15 protein-coding genes are annotated in these 13,882 nt (G+C 33.2%); 9 read left to right on the forward strand and 6 right to left on the reverse strand.

Going from position 1 to position 13,882, the window contains the following annotated elements; translation table 11 throughout:
• Nucleotides 1-311 (forward strand): transposase (locus H510_RS20495; RefSeq protein WP_036691858.1); only part of this gene is annotated, 311 nt, incomplete at its 5' end.
• On the opposite strand, the gene H510_RS18725 is transcribed toward H510_RS20495, so the two are convergent.
• From H510_RS18725 to H510_RS0111070, 6 genes are all read right to left on the reverse strand, one after another.
• Complete coding sequence (locus H510_RS18725) at nucleotides 294-821, reverse strand: Fic family protein (RefSeq protein ID WP_245584824.1); 528 nt, start codon at nucleotides 819-821, stop codon at nucleotides 294-296. The genes H510_RS20495 and H510_RS18725 overlap by 18 nt on opposite strands.
• Nucleotides 822-861: 40 nt before the next feature.
• The gene (locus H510_RS20500; RefSeq protein WP_245584825.1) at nucleotides 862-1,032 is read right to left on the reverse strand and encodes a hypothetical protein; all 171 of its coding nucleotides are present in this window, start codon (nucleotides 1,030-1,032) and stop codon (nucleotides 862-864) included.
• A 143-nt stretch (nucleotides 1,033-1,175) separates the two neighbouring features.
• Nucleotides 1,176-2,087 carry a ribonuclease Z gene (locus H510_RS0111055; RefSeq protein WP_026904386.1) on the reverse strand — a complete coding sequence of 304 codons (912 nt, stop codon included), beginning with the start codon at nucleotides 2,085-2,087 and terminating at the stop codon, nucleotides 1,176-1,178.
• Nucleotides 2,088-2,105: 18 nt separating this feature from the next.
• Entirely contained in the window at nucleotides 2,106-2,483 is a 378-nt protein-coding gene (locus H510_RS0111060; RefSeq protein ID WP_026904387.1) for an STAS domain-containing protein, read from the reverse strand.
• Between the two features lie 56 nt (nucleotides 2,484-2,539).
• Complete coding sequence (locus H510_RS0111065) at nucleotides 2,540-3,484, reverse strand: phosphoribosylaminoimidazolesuccinocarboxamide synthase (protein ID WP_026904388.1); 945 nt, start codon at nucleotides 3,482-3,484, stop codon at nucleotides 2,540-2,542.
• A gap of 98 nt (nucleotides 3,485-3,582) precedes the next feature.
• Nucleotides 3,583-4,551 (reverse strand): PhoH family protein, encoded by a 969-nt coding sequence (locus H510_RS0111070; RefSeq protein WP_026904389.1) that lies wholly within the window; start codon nucleotides 4,549-4,551, stop codon nucleotides 3,583-3,585.
• A gap of 101 nt (nucleotides 4,552-4,652) precedes the next feature.
• On the opposite strand from H510_RS0111070, the gene H510_RS0111075 reads away from it, so the two are divergent.
• The 8 genes from H510_RS0111075 (at nucleotide 4,653) to H510_RS0111105 (ending at nucleotide 13,881) form a co-directional block, all read left to right on the forward strand.
• The gene (locus H510_RS0111075) at nucleotides 4,653-5,429 is read left to right on the forward strand and encodes an SAM hydrolase/SAM-dependent halogenase family protein (protein WP_026904390.1); all 777 of its coding nucleotides are present in this window, start codon (nucleotides 4,653-4,655) and stop codon (nucleotides 5,427-5,429) included.
• Nucleotides 5,430-5,455: 26 nt separating this feature from the next.
• On the forward strand, nucleotides 5,456-5,989 hold the full coding sequence (locus H510_RS0111080; RefSeq protein ID WP_026904391.1) for a hypothetical protein: 534 nt from the start codon (nucleotides 5,456-5,458) through the stop codon (nucleotides 5,987-5,989).
• Between the two features lie 67 nt (nucleotides 5,990-6,056).
• A complete protein-coding gene (locus H510_RS0111085) occupies nucleotides 6,057-7,883 on the forward strand; it encodes an ABC transporter ATP-binding protein (protein ID WP_026904392.1) in 1,827 nt (608 codons plus the stop codon).
• Nucleotides 7,884-7,908: 25 nt separating this feature from the next.
• A complete protein-coding gene (locus tag H510_RS0111090; RefSeq protein WP_026904393.1) occupies nucleotides 7,909-9,312 on the forward strand; it encodes an MBL fold metallo-hydrolase RNA specificity domain-containing protein in 1,404 nt (467 codons plus the stop codon).
• A gap of 16 nt (nucleotides 9,313-9,328) precedes the next feature.
• Nucleotides 9,329-9,475: a hypothetical protein gene (locus H510_RS20320; protein ID WP_169449320.1), complete on the forward strand. Its 147-nt coding sequence runs from the start codon at nucleotides 9,329-9,331 to the stop codon at nucleotides 9,473-9,475.
• A gap of 71 nt (nucleotides 9,476-9,546) precedes the next feature.
• Nucleotides 9,547-10,551, forward strand: coding sequence for a hypothetical protein (locus H510_RS0111095; RefSeq protein ID WP_026904394.1), 1,005 nt, complete (start codon nucleotides 9,547-9,549; stop codon nucleotides 10,549-10,551).
• 14 nt (nucleotides 10,552-10,565) lie between these two features.
• Nucleotides 10,566-11,888 carry a hypothetical protein gene (locus tag H510_RS0111100; protein ID WP_155977940.1) on the forward strand — a complete coding sequence of 441 codons (1,323 nt, stop codon included), beginning with the start codon at nucleotides 10,566-10,568 and terminating at the stop codon, nucleotides 11,886-11,888.
• Between the two features lies 1 nt (nucleotide 11,889).
• On the forward strand, nucleotides 11,890-13,881 hold the full coding sequence (locus H510_RS0111105) for a tetratricopeptide repeat protein (protein ID WP_026904396.1): 1,992 nt from the start codon (nucleotides 11,890-11,892) through the stop codon (nucleotides 13,879-13,881).
• The last annotated feature ends 1 nt before the right edge of the window (nucleotide 13,882 follow it).

Raw genomic sequence — 13,882 nt, forward strand, 5'->3', positions numbered from 1 at the left:
ATCAGGCTAATAAACTTAGAAAGTTACATCGCAAAAGGGCATCCATAGAACCCATTATCGGACACATCAAACAAGATCACAGATTAAACCGCAACTTTTATAAAGGAATAGTGGGCGATAATATCAATATTATGCTTGCTGCTGCTGCTTTTAACTTCAAAAGGATGATGAATAAATGGAAATCATCTTTTGCCAGCTTCTTTTTACAATGGCAGCTCCTTCTAATGTGGGTATTTGATAAACTGACCAAAAAAAATCTGCAAGATCATCCCAATAAATTATACCCTGTAAAGTTAAATTGGACTTTTTAAGGCTTGACTAATTAAACGTCCAACCCTCCCATTTCCATCTTGGAAAGGATGTATAATTTCAAATTGGTAATGAAAATCTATAATATCCTTTAAATCTTTTTTTTCAATAAGGTGATAATGATTTAATAATGCTCTCATTTTAGCAGCAACTTCCTTAGGAGGACAGGTTTCATTCCCCCCTACTTCATTAGGTAGTTTTTTATACTCTCCAACATTAAACCAATCTTTCTGACTATCAGAAGTACCTGATTTTAAAAGATAATGTAATTCTTTGATAAAAGATTCTGACAGCTTAGTCTTCGCTTTATCAATTATTAAATCAATACATCTAAAATGATTGGTAGTTTCAATAATATCATCAATATTAATACTCTCCTTAGATACACCTATTGTATTAGTTTCAAAAATATATCGCGTTTGGTCATGAGTCAGTTTACTTCCTTCAATACGGTTAGAGTTATAAGTAAGATCTATCTGCGTACGATGATAAATCCCGCCTTTTAACTTCATTTCTTTTTGCTCTTTTAGATAATTAAGTAAAGGGTTATCACTAAATTTCTTTTTCTTCTCTTTTAGAGGCAAGGTAGCTTCTTCCAGGTATATTCCATGTTTTACCTGTTAAAAAAGCTCCATTTATTTTCCCAAGAGCACAATAATTACGAACAGTTCTTTCTGGAACATTCCATTTTTTTGCAAAAACAATAACAGATATATACTTCATTTATTTGAAAGACTAAGACCTATCGGCAAACAAAAGATAAATACAATCTAAAAATATCAAAATTTTACCGATAACGGCAATATATTATTTTGAAGTATTTATAAGTAAACAAGAAAATTAATTGACTTTAGAAGTTTTTAAAGTTATATCACAAAGGTTTCACCTTCATTGGCTAAATAAGTCTCTGGAAAAACCGACCTAGCTTCAATTAATAAAGGACTTAAATCTCTGTATCTGGCAGAAAAATGACCTATTAAAAGTTTTTTAGCTCCTACTTTTTTGGCAACCTCACCTGCTTCCTGACAAGTTGTATGAAAAGTAGCTTTTGCCCTTTCTACCATATCATGCATAAAAGTAGCTTCGTGATAAAGCGTATCTACATGATAAATATGGTTGATATAAGTCCAATCGCAAACTGTATCAGAGCAGTAAGCATAAGCTTTAGGTTCATCGGCTTCAATGGTTAAATCCATAGCTTTATGTACTTTACCATTTTTATCAGTAAAATCTATTCCTTTTTTTAGTAAAGGAATATAATTAGCAGGGATTTCTAATGCTGCTACTTTATCTTTTAAAACTTTTCTTAAACGTTGTTTCTCTTTGAAAATAAATCCAGAACAAGGTATCCTATGGTTTAAAGGAATGGTTTCAACTGTGAAATCGTTGGTTTCAAAAATGAGCTCTGCACTGCCCGGCTTAATGGCTTTAAACGCTATCGGAAAATCAATATGAGTATCAGAATGTTCAAATTGTATGTTCAGAATGTCCATGAGTTTCTCTGGACCAAATAAATGTAAAGGTCTTTTTCTTCCATTTAAATTCATAGATGAAATTAAACCTACCAAACCAAAGAAATGGTCTCCGTGTAAATGGCTAATAAAAATATGCTCTATTTTATGATATTTGATACCATAACGAAGCATTTGCTGCTGTGTACCCTCTCCACAATCTATCATTAACAGCCTTTCGTTGATATTGAGAACTTGTGAAGTTGGGTTTCTGCTAAATATAGGCGTAGCGGAACTACTACCCAAAATGGTAACCTCAAACTTCATAGAAACAGGATGGTAAAACTATTTAATTTCTTTTCTTAATTCTTTCTCAATTTCTTCCATAAAAATCAAATCAATAGCTTCTTCAACTTTAGGAACTATGGTCATAACGTTATCTAACTGAGAAATGGTGATTAGTCTTGAAACAGCCTCATTGATGCCTGTGATAATAAAAACTCCATCAGCGTTTTTGCAAAGCCTATGACCAACCAACAAGCTACTTAAACCAGAAGAATCAGCATATTTTACACCAGACATATCTAAGATGATATTTCTTTGTCCTTCTGTATTGCTTAAAATTAATTCTGACTTTAATTGTGGAGAAACTAAAGAGTTTAATTTGCTCTCATTAAGCTTTATTAAAACATATTTCTCGTGTTTATCAACTGAAAACTTCATAACGTTTGATATTTCTTGTAATTTAATAGAATTTTAGCCAAAAAGAAAAAATTATTTTAAAGTTGCGTTAATGCTTTAAGAATATGACTTTCTACCCGATGATGAATATCCTCTGTAGCGGCTTTTTTAAATTCTTCGCCAGTAATTTTCTCATACAACTCAATATATCTTTCAGAGATAGCATTTATTCTGGCTTCATCCATTTCTGGAATAACCTGCCCATCCTTACCTTGAAAATTATTCTCTATTAACCACTGTCTTACAAATTCTTTAGAAAGTTGCTTTTGTGGTTTAGCTGCTGCCTGTAATTCTTCGTATCCTTCTTTGTAGAAATATCTTGAAGAATCTGGAGTATGTATTTCATCAATCAAATGAATTATACCATCGGCTTTGCCAAATTCATATTTTGTATCAACCAATATCAAACCTTGCTCGGCCGCAATCTCGGTACCTCTTTGGTAAAGTTTATGGGTATAATCTTCTAACTGTAAGTAATCTTCCTCAGAAACAATACCTCTCTTCAAGATTTCTTCTCTTGAAATATCTTCATCATGCCCAACCGCAGCTTTGGTTGTTGGCGTTATAATAGGCTCAGGAAGTTTATCGTTTTCTTTTAATCCTTCTGGTAGTTGTACTCCGCAAATGACTCTTCTGCCCGCAGCATATTCTCTTGCAGCATGCCCAGCAAGATAGCCTCTAATGACCATTTCAACTTTAAATGGTTCGCAAATTTTACCTATGGTAACGCTAGGGTCTGGAACTGATAATACCCAATTTGGAACTATATCTTGTGTAGCAGCTAAAAATTTCGCTGCTATTTGGTTTAAAACCTGCCCTTTAAATGGAATAGGTTCTGGCAATACAACATCAAAAGCAGAGATCCTATCACTTACCACCATCACCAGATATTTATCCTGAATGGTGTATACATCTCTAACTTTACCCTTATAAAAATTGGTTTGACCCGGAAGATTAAATTTTGTTTCTTTTATTGCTTTCATTCTTTTTAGTAGGTATGGGGTAGTTAGTATGGATACTCTATTAAGCTTATCCAAACTATCAACTTTCTACTTATAACTTTTAACTTTCTACTTTTAACTTATTGAATATCTCCGTAAGCTTCTAATATCTTTTTCACCAATTTATGTCTTACCACATCGGCACCACTCAGATAAATAATTTCTATTCCCTTAATATCAGCTAAGATACGTAGCGCATTATGCAAACCTGATTGTTGTTTTTTTGGCAAATCTATCTGGGTAACATCACCGGTAACAATAAATTTAGCGGTTGGCCCCATTCTGGTTAAAAACATTTTTAGCTGCATATCGGTAGCGTTTTGGGCCTCATCTAAGATAACAAAGCAGTTATCTAAAGTTCTGCCACGCATAAATGCTAAAGGTGCAATTTCAATAGTTCTGTTTTCCAAGTATGTTTTAAGCTTTTCTGCCGGAATCATATCATCCAAAGCATCATAAAGAGGTCTTAAATAAGGGTCTATCTTTTCTTTCAAGTCTCCAGGCAAAAAGCCTAAGTTCTCTCCTGCTTCTACTGCTGGCCTAGTAAGAATAATTCGTTTGATTTCTTTATTTTTTAAAGCCCTAACTGCTAAAGCAACCGCAGTATAGGTTTTACCCGTACCGGCCGGACCAATCGCAAATAATACATCATTGGTATTGATGCTACTCACCATTCTCCTTTGGTTAGCTGTTCTGGCTTTCACCATAATGCCGTTAGGGCCAAAAACGATTACTTCTGATGAAGATGCATGAGTATCTCCTCCTTCTTTAATTGCATCTTTTTGTGCCGATGTAGCAACTGCCCCTAAAAGCGATTCAATATCATTGGTTGATAAATTTTGGTATTTATAAAGATGATTGATAATGGCTGAAATTTTTTCATTAAAATTTATCAGTTCGCTTTCATCACCTAAAGCTTTAAGCTCATTGCCTCTTGCAACAACTTTAATCTTTGGAAATGAACGCTTTATCAATTCAAAGTATTCATTATTTGGTCCCCATAACACAGCTGGGTTGACAGATTCTAAGGTAATTTTCAGTTCGTTCAAGTTATAGATTTTATGTTCCTGATATTTATCTGAATTAAAAATTTAATATTTGTAGCATTGTTCTTGTAATGCAAGATTAAGAATAAATATTCACAAATTTAATGGCAATTATTACATTAACTACAGACTTAGGTTATAAAGATTTTTATCAGGCTGCCCTAAAAGGAAGTATACTGAGTACTTTACCTGACGTTAATATAATTGATATCACCCATGAGATCCAAGCCTTTAATATTTCGAGGGCTGCTTTTATTCTTAAAAATTGTTTCAATTACTTTCCAAAAGGTACTGTACACCTTATTGGTATTGACACTGTTTACAGTGAAGATAATAAATACCTTGCCATAAAATACAAAGGACATTATTTTGTAGGTTCTGATAACGGAATTTTCTCTTTAATTTTTGAGGATAAACCTGAAGAAATTGTAGAGATTAATATCATGCAAGATCTTAAATTTTTACATTTCCCATTGGCTGATATATTTGTAAAAGCGGCTTGCCACCTTGCTAAAGGCGGAAAACTTGTAGAGATTGGTATTCCTACTGCTAATATAGAGCAAAGAATGCACCTCCACCCGGTCATAGAAAAAGACATGATTAAAGGAAGTGTAATTTTTATAGATTCTTTCCAAAATGTGGTGACTAATGTTAGTAAAGATTTGTTTACAAAAGTTCAAAAAGGCAGAAACTTTACTTTATCCTTCAAAAGGAATGAAACTATAAACCAATTAAGCTGGCACTACAATGAAGTTCCGGAGGGAGAAAAATTATGTTTATTTGGCATCTCTAACCACTTAGAAATTGCCATAAATAAAGGTAAAGCCAGTGGTTTACTAGGTTTACATATTAACGATACTATAAGGATTGAGTTCCATTAAAAAAATACAAAGCATTTTATACCGTTATGGATGCTAAAAGCTTAATGATGATGAAATATTTTTTTATTTTAATAATTTTTTATTCCACCAACCTTTTTGCCAATACACAAAGCGATAGTTTAGCGTACCAACTTCAGCGTAAGAAAATAAACGGTATGCTAGATGCCAGAAGTAGTAAATTTGGTTTGTATGCAGAAAGCTTAGATGCCAGAACTGGTATTTTTGGTTTCAAAACCAAAAAAGATATGCAAAAAAGCATTGATATTTTGATAGAAATTATCCAAACTGACAATGAAATCTTAAAAGAAACCAAAACACTACTCGATTATAAAACTTTTGAACAAGAAAAAGTACTAAACCAATCTAAAGAATCAGAAAGTCGCAATTTAGCTTATATGCGTACCATCAATAAATTAGAAAACGATAGAGAAAGGATTAAAAATGAGCTCGAAGCAACAGAAAACAGTCTCCACTCTTATCAAGTACTATTTTTCTTACTCTTGATATCTACTTTAGGACTTGGAGTGTTTATATACCGTAAAATTTACCAGAACAAATAGAATAAAACTTTAAAAGCTTATTTTTGTTGAACGTCGTTAGCAATTTAACGGCGTTTTTCATTTTAAGATGGCAAGAAACAGATTTAACAGCAGTAGTTCACAAGAAGCCGAGTTACCTAAGGCAAAAATAAATAAGGAGTCTTTAAACAAAATTTCGGGTTTATTAAAATTTCTGAAACCCTACAAAGCTAAATTTATGGTTGGGATGATTTTTTTATTCCTATCCAGTATTACTGCACTTGCCTTCCCTGCGCTGATAAAAGTAATGGTTGGTAATGCCCAAGGAAATCCATCTGAATATAGCTTCTTACCTCAAACTGTTAATGAAATTGGTTTTTTAGCCTTTGGAATTTTATTTATTCAATCTTTTGTTTCTTTTTTCAGAATCAGATTATTTGTTGAAGTAGCCGAGAAAGCCTTGGCTGATATTAGAAAAGAAACCTATTTTAAGATGATTACTTTACCTATGAACTTTTTTGCTAACAGAAGAGTAGGCGAACTGAATAGCAGGATATCAGCAGATTTATCACAAATACAAGATACCATTACCACTACCCTAGCAGAAATTATTAGACAGGTTATTTTATTAATAGGTGGTATAACTTTATTAATCATCACCTCAGGGAAACTCACTTTATTTAACCTTTCTATATTACCTATCATCGTTTTAGCCGGAGTTATTTTTGGTAAAAAAATCAGAAAAATATCCAGAGATGCACAAGATAAACTAGCAAAATCTAATACGGTTGTAGAAGAAACCTTACAAGGTATAGGTAATGTAAAGGCTTTTGTTAACGAAGCCTATGAAGCTAATAGATACGATAAAAGCTTAAGAGAGGTTGTTAAAATTGCTATCAGAGGTGCCAATTACCGTGGTGGTTTCGCTGCTTTTATTATCTTTTGCTTGTTTGGAGCTATTTTAGGTGTTATTTGGTATGGCTCTGTCTTGGTAGAAAGCGGAACGCTACAGGTGGAAGATTTATTGGCCTATGTACTTTATTCTATTTTTGTGGGTGCAGCCATGGGTAGCTTTCCGGATTTATACGCTAATATCCAAAAAGCTATTGGCGCATCAGAAAGGGTTTTAGAAATACTAGATGAAAAAAACGAAGCTATATCTATTCACGAATCAGAAAATAAAATCAAACAAAAAATACAAGGTAGTTTAAGCTTTAGAGATATAGAGTTTGCTTATCCTTCAAGAAAAGAAATTACTGTTTTAAACGGAATATCTTTTGATGCCCAAGCCGGAGAAAAGATAGCCATTGTTGGGCCATCAGGAGCTGGTAAATCCACCATAGCAGGTTTAATTTTAAAATTCTACGAAGCCCAAAAAGGAGAAATACTTTTTGATGGTAAACCAGCTAACAACTATGCTTTAACCGATATTAGGCAACAAGTAGCCATAGTACCACAAGATGTTATTTTATTTGGTGGAAGTATTTTAGAAAACATAGCTTATGGTAAGCTAAATGCTACTAAAGAAGAAATTATCAAAGCTGCACAACAAGCCAATGCACACAGGTTTATTATAGGTTTCCCAGAAGGTTATGATACCGTAGTAGGCGAAAGAGGCGTAAAACTATCAGGCGGACAAAGACAAAGAATTGCCATTGCCAGAGCTCTATTAAAAGACCCTGCAATACTGATTTTAGATGAAGCCACTTCTTCTTTAGATTCAGAATCTGAAAGGCTGGTTCAAGAAGCATTAGAAATATTAATGAAAGGTAGAACATCCATCATTATTGCCCATAGGTTATCAACCATAAGAGAGGCTAATAAAATTATTGTTTTAGACCAAGGTAAAGTTGTAGAAAGTGGTTCTCATGAAGAACTTATTAAGAATGAAGAAGGTTTATACAAGCATTTAAGTGCGCTTCAGTTTGAAGTATAAACTCATTTAAAGCAAGCTATTATTTATGAAATTAACTGTTTGGGGTGCTGCGCAGCAAGTTACCGGAAGCATGCATTTGCTTGAGGTAAATAACTATAAAATCTTGATAGATTGTGGTTTAGATTATGAAAATGATGTTAACCTACTAGAAAATATAAATTTTCCCTTTTTACCATCAGAGATAGATTTAGTGGTGCTTACACATGCACATATAGATCACTCAGGTAATTTACCAACTTTAGTAAGATTAGGCTTTGAAGGGCAAATTTTATGTACGCCTCCAACGGCAGATTTAACACAACTGCTATTGGCAGACTCTGTAAATATATTTTTAGGTAAACTAAAGAAAAAACCATTTAAGAGACGTTCTAAAAAACATTATCAAGATCATCAGCAACAGCAGCCTTTATATCTTCAAAAACATGTATTGGATACTACCGATAGGATGGTAACCATTGGCTTTAATAAACCTTTTCAAATAAGAGAAGATATAGAGCTACAATTTATCCCTACAGGGCATTTATTGGGTGCTGCAGCAGTTCATTTTAAAATAACAGAGGCCGGTAAAACAAAAACCATTGCCTTTACAGGCGATATTGGCAGAAAAAATTATCCAGTACTCATCAACCCAGAAAATTTACCAGAAACAGATTTTCTGGTAACAGAATCAACCTATGGAGGGCGTTTACATACCGCTACAGAAAGCATAGAAGAAACCCTCATCAAAGTAATTAAAGAAACCTGCATTAACCAACCTGGTCGTTTAATTATTCCGGCTTTTAGTGTAGGCAGAACTCAATCTTTGGTTTACACGCTCAATAAAATATTCTCTAAAAACCTATTACCACCGGTACCTGTATTTGTAGATAGTCCAATGGCAATCATGGCTACTGATATCTATCGGAAACATCAGCGTTATGTAAACGAAGATGCCCGATCTTTTTACCAAAAAAATGGCGATGAGTTTGAATTCGCTAATTTATCTTATGTAAAAGAGCTTAAAGAAAGTAAAGAGATTTCTAACCATTTTGAGCCTTGTATCATCATCTCATCAGCCGGAATGCTAGAAGGCGGTAGAATACAAGATCACCTTTTCTATAATATCCAAAATTTTTATGCTACCATCCTATTCATCGGCTATTGTGCTAAAAATACTTTAGGTTATCGTTTACTCAGAGGCGACGCCGTAGTGCGGTTAAGAGGGCGTGATTTATCTGTTTTTGCTACCATCAAAAAAACAGACCAACTAAGCGGACATGCAGACCACAACGGCATTATGGAGTATATTAAAGCCATCCCAAAAGAAAGCTTAAAGAAAATATTCTTGGTGCATGGCGAGCAAGAGAGTATGTTGGCCTTACAAAGTGCTCTAAAAAATGATGGATATGAAGCTTTAATACCAGAAAAAGGAATGATATTTGAGCTTTAAACCTTAAAAAGATGTTATGAAGAAGAAATTCTTTAGGTTCCTTAACAAAGTGAATAAGCTTGTACTACCCAGCTTATATCAAAAAGACCCATCTAAACTAAGCAAGTTTGAGCAGGCCTTAACAGGCTACCGCTATTGGGTGTTGCTAAAAGCCCTAGATTAATTAAATACGAAATTCTTCGTATAAGAGAAACTGGTTAAATAACTAACTTTATATCGTTAAATTTAATTGATATGAAGTTTCTCTACACTCCTGTATTAATTTTTTTTCTAATACTATTTTCCTGCACTAAAACAGAGAATGTTTCAGCCCCTCTAAACAATTCTAGAGCAGCTCTTCTTGAAACATGGCTTCAAGATGCTGATTTTGAGCAAATCACCATTACACCAGGTAATTGGTCGTATAAAGATGTTGTATTTACCCAAAACGGTTTAGGAGCATTATTAGATAATGATAACAGAATATTTTATACTTATGATAATGGTAAAACTTGGGAGCAAAAAATAAAAATTAATAATCAAACCATTAACTGTATTGCTTTAAAACCCAATGCCGAGCAAATTTTTATTGGTGGAAATAGTTTAGGCGAAGCCTATGGTGCTAAATTTTGGGTTTATGATACACCAAAAAACGGCACTTCTAGCTTAAACTATCAGGCAGAAGCAGAAGTTAGCAATACCAGAGATTTAATTAATCATAATTTTGTAAGAGCCAGTTGGAATGGAGACGGATCTGTTTACGCCTCGTTTGGAAGAACTAATTACAGAGATGGTTTCTTTGGAAACATTACACCAGATGGCAGAAAAATCTTTATCAGACGCACCCCTTCTTTTTCGAGAATCTTAGATAGAGAACCAACTAGACAGCCTAGCTATTGTGCTGGCTTTTACATCAAAAACTATAGCGATCAAACAACTTTATGTACCTATGAATATTCTACATCTGGTTTAACCAATATTTTGGCTGCTTATTACTCTACCATTAAAGGTAGTGGTAATAGCTGGTTTAATATTTCTACTAACTGGAAAGCGGGTTTAGTTTACCATATCGGGCAAGATAAAACTGGTGAGAAAAGTATTTGGGTTTCGCAAGCAAACAGACTTTTTTATAACGGACAAGAAGCTATCAATTACAAAAATATCCAAGGTGATTTGTTATGTGCTACTGTAGACCAAGATGACTATGTTTGGGTTGGTACAAATCGTGGCTTATTTAAAAGTAAAAAATCTATTCCTTAGTTTTTAAAAATATCATGATGAAATATTTTACACTTGTTCTTTTGTTTATCGGATTAATAAGTTGCGATAAAAAAGAATCTACTATTGTTAAGAATGAAGAAAATCCTAACGAAACACCTTCAACGGTAAGTAAAAGTGGTACTACAACTTTGAGTTTAAGAAATGTCTCTGTAGATTGGATAGGCTCACATAACAATAACCTGTATGCCTCAGATATTAACAATGGAAACTATTTAGTTCGAATAAATACAATAGATCGTAAAGTAAATCTCATCAAAAAGTACTCCTCAGCAGTTAGATTTCAGGTAATTTCAGATTACGTACATAGTAATGGCGATATTTATTCTTTTGCCAAAACAGACCAAAATAATCTAGGTATTAAAAAGATGGATGCCGACGGGAACATCATCTGGGCAAAAAAAATAAAATTAACCATAGGCATTTATGCTGTGCCTGCAGATGTAACTCCACGAACCATTAAATTGATTAATGGACATTTGTGGGCATTGTGTAATTTTATGCTTTTTAAAATTAACCCTCAAAACGGTGAAGTTTTACAACATACAACCATTGGCGATTTAGGCTCTAGATGGACTTACGGAGCAGATATTATTAAAGCTGGAGATCATATCATGCTACAAATGGGTGGCAATCATTTACGATTTTACATCCTTAAAACATCAGACTTATCTATTATTAAATATGTTGTTACCGAGCTAAGCATAAATCCATCTACCGGCTTTTTTACAAATACCATTTTAGATGCTGGTGATAATAGATTTTTTGCCTTAACCGGTTATGTTTTGCAAGGATCTTTGTTTCCAAGAGCTATTATAGTTGAGTTTGACGGCGATGGAAAAATATTAAACAGCGCTCTTATGAAAGATGGCTTAGATCAATTTGAAGTAACTCGTGTACACCGAGATAAAGAAGGAAATTATTGTGTTTCTTACAGTGCAACTATAGAACTAGCCACTAATATTAAAACTAAAGATGTACTTATTTTTGATAAAAATCTTGAATTAAAACATAAGGTAAGTTTACCAGCAAACATAAACGGCTCTGCCATTTCCTTTGATAATAATATGGCTACTATGCTAAAATATGATTTGATAGCTAACAGATTAACAGTAGAATGGATAGACATGCAAAAACCAGCCTGTAAAGTAGCTACAATGCCAACTTACATAAAATTAGAAAATTTAGCTTTTAAAACTCCGTCAGTTACATTAGGAGGAACTTTTTTGCAGCACACCATTACTTTTAACGGAACAGAAGACTTGACTATAAGCACAGAAAATATTAATATTACACAACAAGTAACAACATGTAATTAACATGAATAACTACAAAAAAATATTTTTTAATGTTACTATAGCATTTTTAATTAGTAACCATCCACTTTTAGCACAAAAATACGATGCTTCTAAGTTTAAAACTTTGATAAAGCTTGAAGATGGTTATAGTGTAGCCAGTAATTTTGATAAAGCAGTTGTTTTAAACGAGAAAAAAGAGATTACGGCAACTATTAACCCTAAGAAGAGTGGTATTTGGGATATTACTAGCACAAATGAAAATACTTTTGCCATCAAAGGTAATAATCATCAGTGGGCATATTTTAATAAGGAAGGAGTTCAGTTAACCGATTTTATTTGTGAAAGTCCTTATAAATTTATGGATGGTGTTGCCGTTTATGCGCCTAGAAAAGAAGGTAAATTTGGGTTGATGGATAAGACCGGTAAAATACTTATCCCGCCCACTTATCAAAGTATTGGTATATGCGGAGGTACAAATTACATTATAGTAGGACAAAAAACAGGTTCTGCAATTCAACTTGCTATTGCAACCCGAGATCATCAGCTTATAACTCCTTTTAATTTTAATATACTTAGATATTTGGGTAACGGATATTTTGCCTACGCTAAAGTAGAAAACGATAAAGGCTTTAGAAGATTTGAAGGTGTTCTTAATCCTGATTTAAAAGAAATTACCAACGAAAGATTCCCAGTAGAAAGCTTACAAAAAGTTTTAAAAGACGAAACCATAACCGTTATTTATAATAAGAAAAAATATTTAGTAGATAGTAAAGGAAAACTAAACCCAGATAACGGAGAATTAGAATTTGATATAGCTAACCAAATGCTACCTAATACAAAAATCTTACTTATAAAATTAGACAGTACTTATTGGAGTTTATCTAAAAAACACTATAATATAGCACTAAATAAAGGATATAAAGCTGCTCAATATAAATTAGACAGTTTAGCTAAAGAACCCAGATACATAGAAGCACATCCACAATTAAAATTTGCATCACAAAGTAAAAAATTGGATGAAATGCAAAAAAATGCAGATGCTGGTGATATAAAAAGCATTTTAGCGATAGCTAAAGCATATCTAACAGGTGAAGGTAGAAATATAGATACCACCAAAGCCTTAGCATGGTTCCAGAAAGGAATTCAAAAATCAGACTCTACCGCAGTTGAAGAAACTGCTAACATATATATTGCCCAATTAAAACCCGATAAAGCTTTAAATTTTTTAAAGACATCCCCAGTAAAATCACTTCAGATTAATTATTTATCAGAAACACTAGCTCAAGAAGGAGGAAAAGAATTTTTAATAGCCAAGAATTATCAAAAACAAAAAGACATTACTAAAGCAGATATTTATTACGAACAAGCATTAAAATTAAAGCATACCGATGCGGCTTTTGAATATGGTAAATATCTAATAGAACGTAAGGAAGACTCAAAAGGAGTTAAAATATTGGAAAATAATAATCATCACATTCCATCTTTATTCTATCTAGTTGGATATTATGGTTACGGCAAACAAGCTAATCCTTTCAGAAGAGCAATATTTACTAAAATGATTATAGATAGTCCTTACGCTACAGAACAACAAAAAACCGGAGCGTCAGCAATACTTAAAGATAATGCAGAATTATTTAAAGACCCTCTAAGAGAAGGTACCGTTTTCATGGTAGGTGGTGTTAAAAAAGTTGTGGCCATAAGAACCCTAAGTGGCTTTTATGCCAACGATAAAATATTTTATTCCTCAGCACAAGGTGCACCAGTAAATAGTATGATTACCGTTTTACGTAATGAAAGCGATGAACCATTCAGAAAAAAATGTAATGTTTGTAACAGTTCTGGTAATGTTTATAATGCTGTAAAATCAGGCTCTTATACCACCACAGATGTAACTTATAAGACAGGTAGTACCATAAGTGGCGATAAGAAAATTACCACTACTACAACACATAATACTTACAAAAGTGTAGCAAGTAAATGTTCATTATGCCAAGGAAAAGGATACCATTATTAAT

The organism is Pedobacter glucosidilyticus DSM 23534, assembly GCF_000425145.1.
GTDB classification, from domain to species: Bacteria; Bacteroidota; Bacteroidia; order Sphingobacteriales; family Sphingobacteriaceae; genus Pseudopedobacter; species Pseudopedobacter glucosidilyticus.